Here is a 20,572-nt window from a genome sequence, read left to right as displayed (position 1 = left end):
ATAAAACGATAGTATAATGTCATGTTATCGCAGTGCAACTGACTGTCCGACAAAAACATCCCATTCTGAGATTGAGACTCAGAATAAGAAAAATACTTATTCTTGCACGATCAAAAAAATAACAGATTTTATTGACGATAAGTATAAGTAAAACGATGGCATTCGCCATAAAGATTTGGCGATAAGCCAAGTTTTGCTCACCCTGTAAATACTAAAGTAACCTTACTTAGTGCAATTACTCACCCCAACGAAAAGATTTGTGGCATTGTCGGCACTAGCACTTCCTATGCGTTGAAAAAACTCCACTAAAAGAAGTTTCACGTTATGCTTTATTACCTAATTTACTAGTATAAGTATTGTACAAGCTTTCTATTTTAAATATCAAGTGTTTAAAGGAAAACCACTTTTTATATTTTTTATCATAATAATAATGTTATAATATAATAAAAAATATATTAGAGGTGAAAAAAATGAAGCAAATTATGTTGAATGGTCCTTGGCTTTTCAGAGAAAGTAAAAAAGATCAGTGGTTGGAAGCTCAAGTGCCTGGTTCAATTTTAGCAGATTTATATAGATTAAATAAAATTGATAACCCATTTTATCGCGACAATGAAGCAAAATTATTTTCATTGTTCAAAACAGATTATTTATATAAGAAAACATTTGCTATTAGCCATGAAATATTAAATGAGTCATTTATCTATCTTAACTTCTCAGGCATTGATACAATTGCCACTATCTATATTAATGATCAACAAATTAGTCATGTTAAAAACATGCATAGATCCTATCGGTATGATATTAAAAAATATCTAAAAAAGGGTAAAAATGAAATAAGTATCCTATTACACTCTCCTTTAGCCTATGTAAACGAGAAAAACAGGAAAAAGCCTCTTTATGGAAATAGTGAGTCCACACCTGGTTTGACACAGATCAGAAAGGCTCAATATATGTTTGGCTGGGATTGGGGACCAACATTACCTGACTTAGGAATATGGAGAGAGGTTTACATTGAGGCATACTCCGAAGCCAAAATTGATTCTGTTCATGTATTACAAAAACATTCAAACGATCGAGTTAAATTACAATTTACATTTGAAATTGAAAATTTCAAAGCAGATCAATTATCAATGGAATTACAACTGTTATCACCTTTAGGTGAATCTACTACACAGAAATTCATACTTAGCACTCAAAGAGAGTATGAAATGATCATCAATAAACCTGAATTGTGGTGGCCAAATGGGATGGGAGAGCAAAATCTTTATCATTTAACCTGTACTTTAATTAAAGATGAACAGATCCTTGATGAAACTAAACTTACCATCGGCTTACGTGAGTTAACAGTAATAACAGATGAAGATAAATGGGGAGAACAATTTGCATTTGAAATCAACAAAAAGAAAATATTTGCTATGGGAGCTAATTACATTCCTGAAGATAATTTGTTAAGTTGTGCAGGTAAAGAAAAAACAAAATCACTAATTGAAGGTTGTGCAGCAGCAAACTTTAACATGATTCGAGTTTGGGGTGGCGGATATTATCCAGATTCCGATTTCTATCAACTTTGCGACCAATATGGTCTAATCGTATGGCAAGACCTGATGTTTGCCTGTGGCGTTTATCCTGTTGAAGAAAAAGAATTTATAGCAGAAGTAAAAAAAGAAACCTTCGATAATTTAAAACGAATACGCCATCACGCTTCATTAGGTTTAATTTGCGGAAATAATGAGATAGAAATGTTCTTTGATGATGGCAGAATACCAGCAACAATAGAAAATAAAAAACAGTACCAGACCTTTTTCGAAGAAAATATGACAGAATGGGTTCAGGAGTTAGCACCCAATACTTTTTACTGGCCTTCATCACCATCATCAGGTCACATATTTAAAGATACAAATGGTGAAAATAGTGGAGATGGGCATAATTGGGATGTTTGGCATGGTGAATCTCCTATCATCTCTTATCAGAACACTTATAATCGATTCATGTCAGAGTTTGGCTTTCAGTCATTTCCCACCATGCAGACAATAGAATCGTTCACTGAAGCAAACGATCGTAACTTATTCTCACACGTCATGGAATCGCATCAAAAAAATCAACAAGGCAATATGAAAATCTTTACTTACTTAGCTCAACACTACTTATTTCCTAAAGATTTATCGTCCTTTATCTACTTATCGCAACTATTGCAAGCAAAAGCAATCAAAACAGGTGTTGAGCATTGGCGTCAAAATCGTGGAAGATGTATGGGATCTTTATATTGGCAATTAAATGATTGTTGGCCTGCTCCCTCTTGGTCAAGTATTGATTATTTTGGTAGATGGAAGGCCCTTCATTATGTTGCTAAAAAGTTTTACCAACCTATCCTTCTATCAGTTAAAGAACAAGACAATAAGGTTGAATTCTTTTTAACTAATGACAGTTTAAATGATGTACGTGGAACTATTGAATGGCAATTATTAAAAAAAGACGGAGAAATCATTCGCTCTGGAAAATTTGATACAGACATTCAATCTCTCAATGTAAAAAAGGTGTCCGAGATCGATTTTAACACTGAGCTAAAGGATAGTGAGATAAAGAAAGAAACTGTCCTTTACTATCATTTCACCAATCATAATCATAGGGATAACTATGGGACATTATTGTTTACACCATTGAAGTATTTCCAATTAAAGCAACCCGAGCTACATTTTGATTTAAAAGAGAATGAAAAAGAATTTGCTTTAATTATTAGTGGAAATTCTTTCGCCAAACATGTTGAAGTAACATTATTAGGTGAAGATGTTGTCTATTCAGATAATTACTTTGACATTATACCTAATGTCCCTTATGAAATAACGCTACCTAAAGCACAACTCAAAAAAGAATATACAAAAGAAACATTGAAAGAAATCATAACCTTACGCAGTGTTTTTGATACTTACGAATAATAACAATCCAAATAAAACCGGAATAAAACTAGTCTCAATTGAATAAAAACGGTTGTGTTTATCAAAAATAGATAAACACAATCGTTTCATTTTTCCTAATATTTCTCTTGTTAACGGTAGAATATTTTTTTATATTTATGTGAAATACCGGATAGAAGTGCTCTATTCGACATTTTAGCTTGCGATATGGTTTGTAATGTTTGATAGAAGTGCTCTATCCGACATTTTAGCTTGCGATATGGTTTGTAATGTTTGATAGAAGCCCTCTATTCGACATTCTAGCTTGCGATATGGTTTGTAATGTTTGATAGAAGCCCTCTATCCGACATTCTAGCTTGTGATATGGTTTGTAATGTTTGATAGAAGTGCTCTATCCGACATTTTAGCTTGCGATATGGTTTGTAATGTTTGATAGAAGCCCTCTATCCGACATTCTAGCTTGCGATATAGTTTGAGATGTTTGATAGAAGCCTTCTATCCGACATTCTAGCTTGCGATATGGTTTGAACTGTTCCAGCTATGGTGAGACATTTTAAATAGCTTGTAACCTTGAAATGTCCTGCCACGTTTATTTCGTGCCCCATTCACTTACTTAGAGTTTACTCGATTGGATTCAAGTATTCAGCGAGAATAATAGTAATCTTCTTATGCTTATCTTGAATAGATCAGCCTTTCTAGTTACATAAAAGCTGCTACACAATCTATTTTCATTGTGCAACAGCTCTCTTGTTATTTAGCTGTTTTTGTCCTAGCCACATTTTCTACTCATTAATAATCAGGATTCAATATAATCCCAACGACATCATATTTTATCCTTTTCAATCAGATACGTTTTCGTCTGAACTTTAGTAGAAATCCACCTAGTAAAGCAAGGGCAAACCCTATCATCAAATAAAGATAAATAGAAGTTGCTGTACCCGGTAGGAGGCGTTCTTCATCTTCATCGTTAACGACAGGATCTTTATTGTCTTCGTTTTCTCCGGCAGTGTCCTCATTGTCTCCACCCTCTCCAGCAGGGGCTCCATCGTCTTCATCTTCTCCAACAGAATCCTCACCACCGTTATCTTCTTCAGCGGAATCTTCACTATCATCTTCTATTCCATCTAGATCATCATCGTCACCTTCGTCCTCATCATCTTCAGGAGTCATGACGGGGTCCTCGAATACTCTTTCCGATAACAACTCAATTTCATCGATATAGATTGTCCCAGTTGTATCACTACCGTTTTGATTGATATAAATGTTAAACTCAACAACTTCATTTGGATCCAATGTGCCAGAACCGCCATACCAATCAGGATAGTCAAATTCATCAAATTCATAAATTACTTCGTGAGGCTCTGCATTTGCATCAATATCCTTAAAAACCTCCATATACTCTCCGCCAGCCGTTCGAACTTGAAGGCCGAGGCCTATCTCTAATCCATTTGGATCTACCCAAAGCCTAATCTTATCAAAAGGCGTCCAATCAACATGAGGTAAATAGCTAATCAATCCAGCATAGCCATCTCTCAAATTAACGTCCAGCTCCAAAGAATGGGTTCCTTTCTCTTTAACCTCATCATTCAGTGCTGCTTGTACCATACCTTCAGGGTTTGATTCATTATAACGATCATAGAAATCAGTTTCATTTTCATAATGATCAAAATTATCGATGATCCTTGTTTGAATAAAATGAACATCATCAATATAGATTGTCCCTGATTCATTCGTCGAATCAGCTATAGTGAGTTCAAATTCATTTATTTGCTCTCGCGGTATATTACCTGCTATTCCTTCTTCAGGTAACATTTCATATAATGGAATATTTACATAGGTACCTTCATTTGATTGAACATCAAAAGCATAAGACCAATTTCCATAGTCTAAGGTTCCAAGATTAACTGTTAAGGTTAGGTCTTGCTCAGTGGCTAACCACATTTGTAAAGTGTCATACATGGCTCGATCATCCACAGGTAATGATTTTTTAATAGTTGAAATTGATTTATCATTAACTTGATAATTTGCCTTTACAGAATAATCACCATTATTTTTTATATCTTGATTAAGTTCTAGGTCAACCTGACCCTGTGTAACCTCATATCCATTTTGCAATAATAGATTTTCACCTCCATAGGTTTCACCATTTTCTACAATATGTGGTGGTAAATCCTCTGCAAAACGAATCTCCTCAGAGCCAACGCCTATTTGTAGTTGGCTAATTTGTGGTGAGGTATTTGAACCTTCAGGAATGACAATTTTTATAAAGTTAATTGAATCATTAATATCTCTTACTTCATAATTTATTTTTTTCCATGTGCCGCCCAATTCAACTATTTCTACATCATCCAGAATAGTATAATCAACACCATTGTTTGAACCGTAAATTTCAATTGATTGGTTAGATTGAGTAGTTTCTTGCTGATACGTTTCAAGTTTAATTGAATTCATCTCACCCAAACTTCGATACTCAATGGTTGCCTCATTTTCATCTGTTTTGATTAAACGGCTTTCGTCCCCACCAGCTAAATCAACTGATGTTGTATCAAAAGCTAAATTATCACTATGGTTAAACATATTAGAAAAATCATCGTATTTATCAATTAAAATCCCTGAACGAATTAATGGTTGGGTTGGGTAAAGTACACTACCATCGCCTAAATATTCAATCTTGACCCGATTAATCCGCCCATTATCTAAATTCTCATCTGGATAAACAATCTTTAAATAATCTGCATCTAATGCTGCAATATCTCCTGATTGATAGACTTCTCCATGATGGTTGAAATCTACTTCTTCAAAATGAAGTCCATCGTTCGAAACATAAAATGAAAATTGGTCATCCGTTAACTGAGTAGCTTCTACCTCAACATTTAGAATCTGGCTAGGGGTTCGATAGACAATAGATTGATCGGTCGAGTAATAGATTTGACTATCATCTTCTAATGTATCCTCTAAATAATAGGCAGCCTCAATAGGTCCAATTACATTTGAATAGTCAGTTTCTCCACCAGTATTTACACCTTTAACTCGATAAAAGTATGATGTTCCTGTTTCAGCCATTGGGTCAGCAAACATCACAGATCCTGGGGCAACATCATCTAAAACTTCTGTTCCTACTTCAATCCAATCGTCACCTTCAGGATTTTCAGAACGTTCGATTGTATATGAACTTGCTCCCGTAGAGCCTCTCCAACGCAATGCAGAAATAGAATCCACTTCAAAAAGATGCGGTGCTGGTGTAGGCGCTGGTAATTCAGGCGCTGATTCACCTTGTATTTCATAAGCCTTATCACGCATGACATGCATCAAGTTAGTTGCATCAAAAGAGTCTCCTGAAGGCATACCCGGCCAATGGTAAGATCGATAGAGAATGCCGTCAACAACCATTTCTGAATGTTGAACAAATCCTCCATTTCGACTATGAGGGCGTAAACTCCAAATTAAAGCACCTGATACACTACTATTAATAACCTCATCAAGCATATCCTCTACTTCATTTGTTGGTTTAAAACCAAATTCACCGATGAAGAAAGGCTTTTGACCCGCTACCTTCTCCAAATCACTCTTAATATTATTCACATAGTTCCCTAAATAGTAATGACTTTTTACTACATCAATGTTGGGATCATTTAAAGCCGCCTCACTAATATTTTCATAATGATGGTTTGGACCCATTTGATTACCTGATATTAATAATTGATTACTATTTATACTTTTATAATGTGAGGCAATCTCAGTCATCCATTCAGGGGCTAGATTTAATTCATTACCTGTTTCCCAACCCAAGATAGCTGGGTCGTCCTTATAGCGTACCCCAGTATAAGTATTAACTCGATTCATCACATAATCCATAACTTGCTTGAAATCTTCCATTAAAACTGGATCCGTATAAAAATCAGCTGAATTTTTATTACGGAATGATGCAAAATCACCAATGCCACCCATTGTATAATCCCAGTGATCAATAAATGGAATAATAACTCTGACATCATATTCATTAGCTAACTTTAATAACAAATCCATAGATTTAAAAGCTTCTTCACTAAAGGTATTAGGCCCCATAATATGTCTCTCAGTACCCGCCGGAGCATCTCCTTTTAAAATTGAGAGGGTGTAGGTTCTAATGACCTTTCCATTTACTTGATTGATTGTCTCAAAAATATCCCGGAGTTCAAATTCATTTGGAAAAATACCATCATAATCATTTTCATCAGGTTCATTCTCATTAAATAAGGCCCCCGGAACGTTATACGAAATAAACTCAAGTTCCTCTTGACCATCCATTAATTTCGATCCTTCTGCTGTAATAAAATGATCAAATGATGGTGAATCTATCGTCATTCTACCCTTGTCAAATTGTTCAACTGCTGCTTTTAAGACACCAATCTGATGATTGATATCTTCTTCACTTGCATCATCAGTATTTAAAAGTTGGTTTGCTTCATCTATAACCGCTTCAAATACATTCCAAACAGCTTCTGGATATTGACCAATCGCATCCCCTTTTTCAGACTGTGCTAAAATAGCTTCTGCTTGATCGATTTCAAAAGATAGATCATCTAAAATATCTGCACTCATAATTGGACCAACCGCTTTACTCCAACTTAATTCTCCTGATACGCCTCTTTGATCAACGGGATGCATGGCTACCTTCACATATTTATCTATTAATGAATTCATCACAGTTAATTCGTCGTCAACTGCCCGGTCAATGGGCTGAAAATTGCCATCTTCAGCATCAGAATAATACCAACGATATTCATGTTGCCCTTCTTCGATATCTTCTGGATGCTCATACTCGTATTGCACTGTTAATGAATTATAAACAATAGGGGCACCACTGATTTGGACATCTGACAAAATAGGTGATTCCTGAATAGGTTGCTCTGATCCGTCAGCACGTACTAAAACAAATTGATCATAATACGCCACTTCTTCAGCATCTGAGACATAAACAATGACACTTGTATTTTCACCACTATTAAATTCAACTTGATATTGTACCCAATCCTCTTCATGACCCGTGTAATCTTCTGTAATTTCAGCTTCATTAGGACTTTCCAATACTTTGTAAGCAGCCCCGCCAGATCCTTTTCCGTAAAACGTAAGTTCATAATCTGTGTTTGGATCTACTTCCACCGTATACTTGATACCATTCCATTCCTGTGGTCCAGATATTTTTAAAGAAAAGTCACCAGAATAGGATGCTTCATCGGTTGCTTCAAATTTAGAATTTCCTGATGTATCCCAATCAGTTAAAGTACCATCTTCAAAGTCACCATTTAAAAAAAGATTATCTTCTTGGATGTCCAGCTTTTCTGTAGCATGTGCTACATGAGCCAATTGACCATGATTGATATTATAGGGAAATAATGAACCGAAGAGTAAGATAAAAATCATTGTAAGTATAGTCACTTTCCCCAGTGACAAATAGGATTTCTTCATTTAAATAACTCCTCTCCCAATAGATAGTTTTTGCTGAAGTAAAATGCTCCTCCTCTTTTTATATTATTTAGTAATAAATTCATAATTTATTATAAAATATATATTATGAATTGTAAACGCTTTATTTATGGTTCTATAATAAATACTTCTAATAGATTGATATAGACACAAAATTAAACGAACATAACTAAAGTTGCGAATCATTAAAATGATATCTTTCTTTGTCATTTTTTAGCTTATTTAGCTTTATCTTTTTTGTTTAGTTTGTTTATTAGTCATTTCCGCTACGATAACGGAAAAATAACAAGTGGTAATGGAAACACCGTTAAAATAGAATGGTAAATACAAGGGGATAAAAATATTGTCTTGATGACTTCGATGACTGTTTATCATTTAGTCATTGAAGTCATTGAAATATAACACACTAAAGAAGGAGGACATAAACCATGTCTTTAAACTTTCAATTTCCAGAAAATTTTTGGTGGGGCAGTGCAGCTTCTGCAACACAAACAGAAGGATCAGCAAATGGAAGTAAAGGTAAGGATATTTGGGATCACTGGTATCAAACAGAACCCCATCGATTTTTCGAAGGAATAGGGCCTAACCAAACATCTGACTTTTTTAATCATTACAAAGAAGATATTCAAAACATGAAGGCTGCTGGACATAATAGTTTCCGAATGTCAATCTCTTGGTCAAGACTGATACCAGGTGGAATGGGTAAGGTAAACCCTGAAGCCGTTACTTTCTATAATCAGGTGATTGATGAATTAATAGCTAACAACATTGAACCTTTCATTAATTTATTTCATTTTGATATGCCACTTGAATTACAAGAAATGGGTGGCTGGGAAAATAGAACGGTTATTGATGCTTACACAAACTATGCAAAAGTAGCCTTCCATCACTTTGGCGATCGGGTAAAGAAATGGTTTACTTTCAATGAACCGATCGTTCCAGTAGAGGGTGGGTATCTATATGACTTTCATTACCCAAATATCGTTAATTTTAGAAAAGCGATTCAAGTTGCTTATCACACGATGATTGCGCATGCTAAAGCAGTTCAAGCTTATCATGAAGATCAAGATGGGAAAATTGGAATTATCCTCAACTTAACACCTTCATATCCGCGCAGTCAAAATCCTGCTGACCTTAAAGCAGCACACATTTGTGACTTATTTTTTAATCGTAGTTTCCTTGATCCAGCTATAAAAGGGGCATATCCCGAAGACCTCATCCAGTTATTAACTGAGCACGATCACTTACCAGTAACGGTGTCTGGTGATCAAGAGCTGATCAAAGCAAATAAAATTGATCTTTTAGGGGTCAATTACTATCAACCCAGACGAGTCAAAGCAAAAGATAGCTTGCCTAATCCAAACAGTCCATTTATGCCTGACTGGTTTTTTGATAATTATGAGATGCCTGGTCGGAATATGAACCCCTATCGCGGTTGGGAAATTTATGAAAAGGGAATCTATGATATTATGATTAATCTAAAAGAAAATTACGATAACATCGAGTCCTTTATTTCTGAAAATGGAATGGGCGTACAGGATGAAGAGCGTTTTTTAAAAAATGGTAGAATAGAAGATGATTATCGAATTGACTTTATTAAAGGACATTTAAAATGGCTACACAAAGCCATTGAGGAAAAATGCAATGTAAAAGGCTATCATTTATGGACATTCATGGATAACTGGTCATGGCTGAATGCTTATAAAAACCGTTACGGTTTCTTTTCCGTTAACATCGAGACACAGGAACGAACAGCCAAAAAAAGTGCCAGTTGGTTTGCTGAACTAGCTAAACAGCATGGCTTTAATGATTAACATGGTTCATTCTGAAGCGTAGCAACAAAATGTGCTACGCTTCTTAGCTTAATTATCTAATCAAGATACTCGGAACACAGATGTGGTAACTTCAATATTCGATAGAAGACAAGTCAGTAATAAGTCGAAGATCCCCTAGTCTCAATATATCAATCTTATTGGACTTTTCGAACATTCTCTATTTGCAAAAAGCAAAAAACACATTGATCCCGATGATTAGTCCTGCTACAATCTAAATATCATATGCCTTCATCAAGGGTATTATTTTATCCATGCAGTAAAAAGCAATATCGGAGTTACTAAAATAGCAGGTGCTATCAGCAACGAAGGACTTCCTTTATTAGAAAAGCACATACTTACTCGTCTGTTTGAGTGAATCTTACAAGTTTTGCTTATGCTATCAACGAAAGAATTTGCTTATTTCTGATAGTATAAAAAGAAAATCGATAGGAGACTAAATGATGTACAACGAACCCATTTTTTTAAACCCCGTTTTTCAAGAACGTATTTGGGGAGGTAATAAGTTAAAATCACTATTCAACTATAGTATACCCAATGATCGAACAGGTGAGGCTTGGGTTATCTCTGCACACGAAAACGGACCGAGTCAAATTATTAACGGTCAGTTAGCAGGTAAAACCCTTAGTGAGGCTTGGGAAAACCATCCTGCGCTGTTCAACAAACCCGCAAATAGCGACGAAGCTTACCCACTACTTGTCAAAATTTTAGATGCTGCTGATGATCTATCTGTTCAAGTCCACCCTAATGATCAATATGCACAAGAGGTTGAAAAAGAGCCCTATGGAAAAACAGAGTGCTGGTATGTCCTTCAAGCAGAAGAAGGAGCAGAAATTGTTTTCGGTCATCACGCACAATCACAAAAACAATTGGCAGAGATGGCACAAGCTGGTGAGTGGGACCAATTACTTCGCCGAGTTCCAGTCAAAGCAGGTGACTTTATTTATGTACCAAGCGGAACAATCCATGCGATTGGTGCAGGTATTGTTATTTTAGAAACACAACAAAGTTCCGATATTACTTACCGTGTTTACGACTATGATCGAACAGATGACCAAGGTCAAATGCGTGAACTACATTTGGATTCATCCATTAAAGTAACAACCACACCACACCAAGCTCCCAAAGTGAATCAATCAGTGACAAAACAAGGCGGGCTAGTATCTAAAAAACTCATCGAAGAACAATACTTTACAGTGTACCATTGGAATCTAGATGGAGAGAGCAGTCAAATACGTGAAGCTGACTTTGTCCAGTTAAGCGTCATTGAAGGTGAAGCTGAATTAACGACAAATAATAAAACCTTTGCAATTAAAAAAGGCGATCATTTTATTATTCCCGCTACCATTGATCAATATAAATTAACTGGACATGCTGAATTAATTGTCTCCCATCCATAAAATAAAGCCGAGCATCTATACTGAGACGCTCGGCTTTTAATATACTTGAATGGACTATAGACCGATAGATTCTGTCCATCCTTATTTTGTTTCCCATCGTATCAGAAATACTAACATAGTCATTCCTTAAAATATGGAAAGAAACTAACCGCATAAACATTGTACAATTAATTTACAATGCAAGCCTAATTATGATAAGCCAATTTATCGAAATGCAATCAAGTTCACGAAAATACAGTCAACTTCAGCGATTTGCAGTCAAGTTCACGAAAATGCAATCAACTTTTCCGATTTGCAGTCAAGTTCACGAAAATGCAATCAACTTTTCCGATTTGCAGTCAAGTTCACGAAAATACAGTCAACTTTTCCGATTTGCAATCAAGTTTACGAAAATACAATCAACTTCAACAATTTGCAGTCAAGTTCAGTGATTTCTAAGTGAATTAATTGCTGCTTTCCTGATAAATTTCTCGATAAAGGTTCTCACTGCTAAACTGAGTTCGTTCGATATCAGTAATTGAATGCCCATCTTGATTCAATAAAGTAAGGACTTGATCAAGATTTTCTTTAAGGATAATAAACTGATGTTCATTAATTTCCTCCGTAATGAATGAGTTATACTTTTGGTAATCAGGTTGATCTGCCACAGTAATTAAATATGAAAAATCTTGATGCTTAACTAAGTCTCGATACATAATCTGACCATTTTTTAAAAAGAAAATATGTCTTGTCATCCGATCGAGTTCATTCAGGTTATGAGAAGAGAGAAATACTGTTGTTTTATCTTCCGCCAACTCCCGGATAATTTCTCGAATCCGAATTAAACTCGTTGGATCAAGTCCATTAAATGGTTCATCCAGCAACAACACTTCAGGATTATGAAGGATAGCTGCAGCAAATAATAAATGTTGCTTCATTCCTAGTGAATACTCGCCAACTTTTTTATGGAGGTAATCATAATTCCCGACCCGCTTCGACACTTGATCAATCGTGCTTAAACTAAGTTTTTGAGCATAGGCAACATAAGCTAAATGATCATACCCCGTTAGATAGGAATATAATACACTATTGTCCTGCATAAAACCTATTTTCCGATACATTTGTGTGTTAGTGAATAGCTCATTAGCCATCGTAACTGAACCCTTATCTGGTTTCATTAAACCTGTCATACAAGATAATAACGTTGTTTTTCCAACACCATTAGGGCCAACTAAGCCAACGATGTCACCATCTTCTATTTCAAAATTAATATTCGATAAGACTTCTTTATCATGATACGCTTTCGTTAAATTTTTAACAGAAATCATATAAAGCTCCTTCCCACGATTTGTTCGTCATGCAATTAGGCATTTTCTTTCTTTTGTACCCTTCTTAAAGCCAATATTGTTAAAACGACACTCGCTATAGATTGTGAGATAACACCAACCCACCAATTTAACCATGTGTAATCATGTTGCACAGCGACTTCTCCTGATAAAGTTTTCGCTATGTCCAAATACTGGAACGGAGAAAACTGCAACAGATAATGCGGCCATAAAATAGTCAGTACATAACCAGCACCAAGGATGAATAGACTTGATCCCATCACGATCCATTGATTACGAGAGAAGGTTGATAGGTAGTAAACAAGCTGATTGAGTAACAACACGTTTGACAATAGAAGTGCCGCACCCATCATTAACCACTTCCATAAAGGGACAATCTGAAAATAATTCATTGATAAAGGAATTTCAAAATATTGGTCTGGATTTGACAAGCCTATTGAATCTGCAATGTATTGGACAAAAGGGAAATTCAGTTGCCCTACCCCATTTAATAAACTACCTACTAAGAAAATAATCAAACTAGCAAGCAAGATAAAACAGAATCCCATACCAATTGAAGCAAGCATCTTCGCAATAAAAATTCTAGTTAAACCAATTGGCTGCACGATTAAATAGCGAATGGTTTCTTGCCCATCCCACTCACGCACATAACTTAAACTGTAGAATCCAACTAACAAAATAAGGATAACTAAATAAAAGTATTGATTAAATATATCAGCAAGTAAATTAAAACCACTTAAATAGCGATGTTCCTGATCAACCGTATCTAAATAACTATCAAATACCGCTCGGTCGATACTTAGTGGCGGCTCCATATCACCACTACGTGGCGATTCCTCATAAGTTGGAATAAATAATGTATGGTAAGGACCGCCAGGCGGGACAAAATCAATCTCATGCTCTTGCTTCCACTCACTTAGCTGATAATTAATATAAGCGTTCGGCATAAAAATGAAATGATTCATCGGAATGGTCTGTGAAAATTCAATCTCTTCACTACCTGTTAGGAATAAATAGTCCTCCTCCAAATACTCAGACTCGATCTGGCTCAATGGCTGATTTACCTCATCAAATTCATCATTGCTTATCTTCTCGTCTATCTCCAGCAACATTGCCAAATTCGATTCATCCTCGGCTATTTGCGAACGTAGATTTTCTAACTCCATTTCAAGATATATAGCATCAGTATTATCAAGATTTTCAGCCGCTAAATGTTGTTCCAGCATTTCTTCAGTTTCATAGTGTTGAGGCAGCATCTCTTGATAACGATCAAGCTGTTCTGAATAGTCTGAACGAACCTGATCTATTTGAATTTTTTGGTGTTGATAACCAGCAACACCTAGGTAAATAGCAAACGCCATAATAACCGCACTTGAATAAAATAAAATCGCTTGTCGATGAATTTTTAATCCTTCAAAATGAATCAAAAAGCGTTTTGAAAGTTTTCGAATGCCCGTATAATTTGCTGAACGTCTCCAATTTGGTAAGGGTAAGTCTTTTAACAAAACAAACCAAACTAATAAAATAACACTTAGATATAAAACCCCAAGTACCGTGAAGATTGTCGCAACGGATTGATTTTGAATAAAATTAGCTGTATCATACCAAGCAAATGGGCTATAAACTTGATTAGCTACTGAACTTAACCTTGTTATCTGCGATCCAATTAGAATAACCGCTGTAAAAATAAACGTAACAAATAATTCATTTTGAAACAGCTGAGTAAATAAACTGATTAACAGTAAGGATAATAACGTTAACCCAATAAAAAACAAGATTTGAAAACTTAACATTTGCCACAATGGTTTGACCAATATATCAGTGCCAGTATGGACAACCAGCGGATAATTTAATTGTCCCTTTAATGAAATCGAATCAAACAACGAGACAAGTAAACTACCACCTATGATTGATAAAATATAAGTAATTAGCATGGCGAAAAACAACATAAGTTTATGACCCATAACTTTAGCATAAGAAACCGGCAAAACTCTAGTAAAATTAAAAATAGAACGTTTCGGTTCAAGAAACATTGCTAAGCTAAAGAAAAAGATCATTAAAATCATCGCTGGTAAACTAAATAACCATTGAAAACTATTAAATAGCACAAACTGACTATTTTGATCAGAATTGACATCAAGGGTATCGACTTGATACTCAACTAACCAATCAATATGATATTTGTCGATAAGCAATTCTTCTTCATCTAATACAAGTAATTCTCCACCCAATTCAACAACTTCAATTAAATTATCCCAGATTTTTTGTTTGGAAAGATTTAAATCAGACCAATCTTCATAATAAGAAGCTACACTGTAATTAAAACGCTCACGTTCAGCTTCATCTAATAATTCAAAGATAGCTTGATCATTTTCACTTAACTCCTCAGGATTATCAAGTTGATTTTGATTCTCACCATAGTAGCCACGTTCTTGACTATAAGAAGCTAGACGCCAATTTAAATCATTGAGCAGTTGATTAGCTTTGACCGTTTCTTGTGATTGAAAATCAACATTGGTAAAAATGCTATAAGTAAAAACCAATAGAATTGCCAAAATAGGTACCAACACTAATAAATATAAAAATCGTTTACTTTTTATCTTCTTCAATTCGAAGATAAATTGATTCATAATATCACCTAATCTACCATTTTTTTTAATATGTAGTTATCATACCGAACTTTTTTCTATGTCGCAATCATAATTGTGTAAATAAACTGACTTTTCTGTTTAAGTACTCATTAACAATTATTCAATATTATGCATAATTATCTTTGTTATGTCTTTAAGCAGCAATCATCAACTAACGAGAAATCTTCTTGAGCTTTTTATCAATAAGGGTTTTCCCTGTCAGGATGTATTCTCCTTACCATTATACGCCTTCATTTTAGTATCAAATCTTCTATGAACTAACTGATCAAAAATAACCTCATTCACCGTAATCGATTCTTTTAATTTTTCTCCTTCCCTCACTGAATAAAAATAATATCTAACACAAACTTGATAGGATTAGTTTATCAAAAGTTTTTTAATTATGGATTGGAATTTTATTCATAATTTAGATCATTTATAGTGATTCCCTTTCTCCCCTATTAGATAAAACGAAACTTCAATCAGTGGGCGTTAAGCCTACAGGATCTAGGTCATGCAAATGTTTCTGGTGGGACGAGTAACCGCACCAAGGAAAGCTACGAAGTATTTGCATCGAAAGAATAAGTGGCTTACTTATTCCGAGTCCCATTCCCGGGTCTTTTCGATGGGATGAGTAACCGTACGTAACCCCAAGTGTTGCCCTGAGTTTTACGGACGGTTATCTGTAATAAAATAGTATCTTTGTGCCTATAAAACTATTCCTCATATACACTTTTTTGTTCATTCAATATAAATTTACGTCTATTATCTCATTTTTATTTGTACAATTTATGTGATAAATCAAAAAAATGAAAAACTCATCAAATAAGTGAGGACTATTTGATGAGTTCGTTTGTTATTTTTTAATATAGGGCGATTCGTCAAACATCAAGTAATAACTGATCGATATCATGAATGATCAACTTTTTATGACCTTTTTGTGTTAAATAACCTGCTTTTTCAAAACTAGATAGCGTTCGACTAATCGTTTCAGGAGTCGTACCTAAGTGGGCAGCTAAGTCTTTTCTAGTCATCGGCAATATGATTTCTGCTTCTGATTCAACAGGGGATATTAACTCAGTTAAAAAATGGGCTAAGCGAACTTGAACTTTTTCAGTTGCAAAACGCGTTGTTTGTTGTTCAGCCTTTTCCAGTCTCGTGGCCAATTCATTCAAGATATGAATCGATATCTTCGGAAAACGTTCAATCAATGCTTGTAAATCTGATCGAGAAATACGGCAAATATGAGCTGTCTCAATAATTTCAGCATAAGATTCATGCTCGCCTTCTTGAAATAAAGCTAATTCTCCGGTGAAATCACCTGGTAATAGCAAGCGTATTAACTGCTCCTTGCCTGTCGCTGATAAGCGATAGACTCGTACTTTTCCAGTATGGACGACATATAATGCATCCGATTGATCACCAGCATGAAATAGATGATCACCAGCTTCGTAATTGGTCGAGTGAACCACATTCATAACTTCTTCCATTTGTTCACTTTCCAGATGATTAAAAATGGGAACTAACTGAACACAGCCTTGCATTGAATGACAATTCCCTCCGTGAGCATGTGATAACATGAAATTCCTCCTTCATTGTCTTTTTTGTTAATAAAATAAGCAATTATTTTATTAACTTATAAATAACAAAGAGCCTTATCCCTTGATTCTCGAGTGGTCAACGATAATTCACAGTATTTAACACCCACCTATAGAAGATAAGCGGCTTTCGCCTATTTAAGTTAAATGTAATTTTCTACGTTCATTCGTTTTTCTTCCTTATTAAATTCGCTGGCATAGCCTAATCCATTAATCGTTGACTTGATTTATTCAGAATCGATTGGATGAGAGATAGCCTCAAGCTTCACCTTCCACGAGATAAAAAATACAAAAGCTTGCTTAACCCTCTCTATATTTTGTAGATCTATTTCAATTTTATTAAAAACTACTCAAGTATTGAAGTTGTTTCATAAATGATTATCTCAACCATCTAAATCGTTCCATTTAATTATATCTTTTTTTACTTAAACGCTTTTTTATGCTTTCAGGCTTACTTATTAGAGACCAACCCTATTATATCGAATAATTTGTGAACAATAATTGATATTAATCAAGTTTTGAGGATTTTTTGTTATAATGTGATAAATATTATTGAGGTTAATTAACAGAATATTTAAAATTATTAAAATAAGGGAGTGGGATTGATGATACAAAACCTACAAACTAAACAAGTCGGTTATCAAAGATTAATGGATATATTTAAACAAGAAGAGGTCGAGGTTCTATTTCAAACAGCTACAAAACATTCACTACTGGCTCAAAATGAACACTTCTTTATTGCTGAATTCATTCATGATCAAGCAGCTATTCATGCTGCCGACGGATATAGTCGCACAACCGGAAAAGTCGGTGTTGGTTGGGTAACAAGTGAGAGTGGTGTAACTAATGCGATCACTGCTTTAGGCACTGCACAACTGGATTCAGTTCCGTTAGTTATCTTTGTTGAACATCAAACACATTCGATCGATCAGCAACTCGATGTTGATGGGTTAACAAAATCGATTACAAAATATAATTTTACACCTGCATCAGCAAATGAACTCATTGCTATGACAAAAGCTGCTTTTAAAATTGCTCGTGGTGGTCGTCCAGGTATTGTTGTCATTGATTTTGACCAGAAAATCTTGCAGCAACTTTACGACAGTGATCTACAGATTCTTATTGATATTTCGGATCAACAATCAACGAAAAAACCTGTTCCTCCATATAGGATTAAAAAATTTTCCTCTTTAATTGCTAAAGCAAAGCAGCCTGTTGTTATCGTTGGCGGTGGTTGTGTCATTGGTAATGCTAATCGAGCATTAAATGATTTTTTTAATAAAACACAAATCCCTTTCGTTAGTACATTAATGGGATTAGGTGCGATTAATGAAAATCATCCACTTCACCTTGGTTTACTTGGGATGCATGGAACATTTGCCGCTAATCGAGCCGTCCATCGAGCTGACTTGCTCATTTGTTTGGGTGTCCGATTTAGTGATCGGATTACAGGTAATATTAAAGGTTTCTCACCAAATTCTATAAAAATTCAAGTCGATATTGACCCAGCAGAGATTAATAAATTGATTGATGTCGAGCATCCGATCATCAGTGATGTTAATGATGTCCTCAATCAGCTTAATGGACTAGACTTAAAGGAAACAAATCCAGATTGGCTTAAACTAGTTGCGAGTTGGCATAAAAAATCTGCCCGTTTCCATAACTCTAAACATAACTTAATTGATCCAAGTGCAATTATTCGCTTATTAAATAAGTATGCTAATGATGATGCAATCGTCTCAACTGATGTTGGTCAACATCAAATGTGGACTGCACATCACTATTCATTTCAAAAACCACGATATTTCTTAACATCTGGTGGTTTTGGCACAATGGGCTATGGACTTCCAGCTGCAATTGGCGGTGCGATGGCAAAGCCAAATCAGCAGGTCATATGTGTTAGTGGTGATGGAAGCTTTCAAATGAATTTGCAAGAATTAATCACAGCCGTTCATTATCAATTAAACATAAAAATTGCCATTTTAAAAAATGGCTACCTTGGTATGGTTCGTCAATGGCAGCAATTGTTTTATGAACGCCATTATTCACAAGTTCAAATTAGCTCGCCTGACTTTGTCAAATTGGCTGAGAGTTATGGCGTCAAGGGCTTAGCTGCTGAAACAATTGAAGAAGCACAAATAATCATCAAGGAAGCAATGGCTATAGCTGGTCCAGTATTAATGACCTTTACGATCGAAGATGAATTAAATGTTTTCCCTATCGTTCCTCCTGGTGGCAATAACACCGATGCCTTGCAATAGCTTTATATTCAACCAGTAGAGCTTTAAATCTCCACTGGTTTTTTTACTACAATTATTCGATATTATTCCTTATTTCTCCATGAAATATTTCAACTTGATTACAATTGTTTGTAAACTATTGATTAATAATAGGCATTTAAGTATGGTAATAGTGAACTAAGATAAAATAAACATTTTTTTGTCAAACAATGGTCTACTTTCTTTGAGAGGAGCGAATAAAAACTGAGACGGAAAAAATTTAAGTTGAGAAAATTGACGTTTACGTTGATGTCAAACGAAGTAACCAAGCCCATTAAACGGTTTACAATCCCTCGTGCTCTCTTAATATTTATTATTACTTTAACTTTCGTACCGCTTGGTCTATTAATCTATTACGTCTCAATTAACGATCACCTATTAACAACTAATCATTCATTAAATCAAGAAATAGACAACTTAGAACTTGCAACAGAACAATTAACAACGGAGATAAATGATTTAATTAATGAACGTGAACTCGTTATTGAACGATTTATTGAACTAGATGAAATTGAAGAACGTATTCATCAACATATCAATGAATTACCTGATGAAGCGCTTGGTGGAGTTGAAATTCCATTAGAAGATGATGATGTATTCAATATGTCTGCTACATCATCTGATGAAGTGCTAATGAATTCAAATTGGATTGATCGTTATCACGATACGATAGCAAACATTGAGCAACTAGAGGAAAATTTACTTTACATACCGACTCATTGGCCAACAGAGCCGAATACAATCACCTCCCGCTTTGGACCAAGAGATGACCCTTTTAATCGCTCAAAAGCGATTCACTCAGGCATTGATGTTCGTGGAGAAATTGGAACACCTATTTATGCAACTGCCGATGGTGTTGTTCAGCTTGCTCAAATTTATGGTGGTTATGGAAACACAATCATTCTTGATCATGACGGGCGATATGAAACGCTTTATGCACATTTATCAAAAATAGACGTTGAGCAAGGAGAGCCAGTTAATAAAGGAGATATCATTGGTGAATTGGGCAATTCCGGAAGAAGTACAGGTCCACATTTGCATTATGAAGTGATTAAAGATGGAGCTCCAGTTGATCCAGAGCCTTATCTCAATTTTTTTGATAATGAAAACAATTAAGAGAGGATTTTCAT

The 20,572-nt window shown here is 35.1% G+C and carries 9 protein-coding genes; 5 read left to right on the top strand and 4 right to left on the bottom strand.

The window, feature by feature from the left end:
• The first annotated feature begins 470 nt into the window (after nucleotides 1–470).
• Nucleotides 471–2,933 carry a beta-mannosidase gene (locus ACS127_RS06965; RefSeq protein WP_440897700.1) on the top strand — a complete coding sequence of 821 codons (2,463 nt, stop codon included), beginning with the start codon at nucleotides 471–473 and terminating at the stop codon, nucleotides 2,931–2,933.
• Nucleotides 2,934–3,755: 822 nt separating this feature from the next.
• Here ACS127_RS06965 and ACS127_RS06960 read toward each other — a convergent pair.
• The gene (locus ACS127_RS06960) at nucleotides 3,756–8,360 is read right to left on the bottom strand and encodes a carbohydrate binding domain-containing protein (protein ID WP_440897699.1); all 4,605 of its coding nucleotides are present in this window, start codon (nucleotides 8,358–8,360) and stop codon (nucleotides 3,756–3,758) included.
• 446 nt (nucleotides 8,361–8,806) lie between these two features.
• On the opposite strand from ACS127_RS06960, the gene ACS127_RS06955 reads away from it, so the two are divergent.
• A complete protein-coding gene (locus ACS127_RS06955) occupies nucleotides 8,807–10,192 on the top strand; it encodes a glycoside hydrolase family 1 protein (protein WP_440897698.1) in 1,386 nt (461 codons plus the stop codon).
• Nucleotides 10,193–10,653: 461 nt separating this feature from the next.
• Nucleotides 10,654–11,610 (top strand): mannose-6-phosphate isomerase, class I, encoded by a 957-nt coding sequence (gene manA / locus ACS127_RS06950; RefSeq protein ID WP_440897697.1) that lies wholly within the window; start codon nucleotides 10,654–10,656, stop codon nucleotides 11,608–11,610.
• A 443-nt stretch (nucleotides 11,611–12,053) separates the two neighbouring features.
• On the opposite strand, the gene ACS127_RS06945 is transcribed toward manA, so the two are convergent.
• The 3 genes from ACS127_RS06945 to ACS127_RS06935 all read right to left on the bottom strand — a co-directional run bounded on the left by ACS127_RS06945 (nucleotide 12,054) and on the right by ACS127_RS06935 (nucleotide 17,145).
• Entirely contained in the window at nucleotides 12,054–12,917 is an 864-nt protein-coding gene (locus ACS127_RS06945; RefSeq protein WP_440897696.1) for an ABC transporter ATP-binding protein, read from the bottom strand.
• A 35-nt stretch (nucleotides 12,918–12,952) separates the two neighbouring features.
• Entirely contained in the window at nucleotides 12,953–15,544 is a 2,592-nt protein-coding gene (locus ACS127_RS06940; protein WP_440897695.1) for an ABC transporter permease, read from the bottom strand.
• A 902-nt stretch (nucleotides 15,545–16,446) separates the two neighbouring features.
• A complete protein-coding gene (locus ACS127_RS06935) occupies nucleotides 16,447–17,145 on the bottom strand; it encodes a Crp/Fnr family transcriptional regulator (RefSeq protein ID WP_440897694.1) in 699 nt (232 codons plus the stop codon).
• Between the two features lie 623 nt (nucleotides 17,146–17,768).
• On the opposite strand from ACS127_RS06935, the gene ilvB reads away from it, so the two are divergent.
• Both ilvB and ACS127_RS06925 read left to right on the top strand, forming a co-directional pair.
• Complete coding sequence (gene ilvB, locus ACS127_RS06930) at nucleotides 17,769–19,424, top strand: biosynthetic-type acetolactate synthase large subunit (RefSeq protein WP_440897693.1); 1,656 nt, start codon at nucleotides 17,769–17,771, stop codon at nucleotides 19,422–19,424.
• Nucleotides 19,425–19,691: 267 nt separating this feature from the next.
• Nucleotides 19,692–20,558, top strand: a complete 867-nt coding sequence (locus ACS127_RS06925) for a M23 family metallopeptidase (protein ID WP_440897692.1) — start codon at nucleotides 19,692–19,694, stop codon at nucleotides 20,556–20,558.
• The last annotated feature ends 14 nt before the right edge of the window (nucleotides 20,559–20,572 follow it).

This window comes from Amphibacillus sp. Q70 (genome assembly GCF_052055485.1).
GTDB lineage: Bacteria > Bacillota > Bacilli > Bacillales > Amphibacillaceae > Amphibacillus.
Note: the sequence above shows the minus strand (reverse complement) of the source record. Positions and strands in the feature narration are given on the sequence as shown.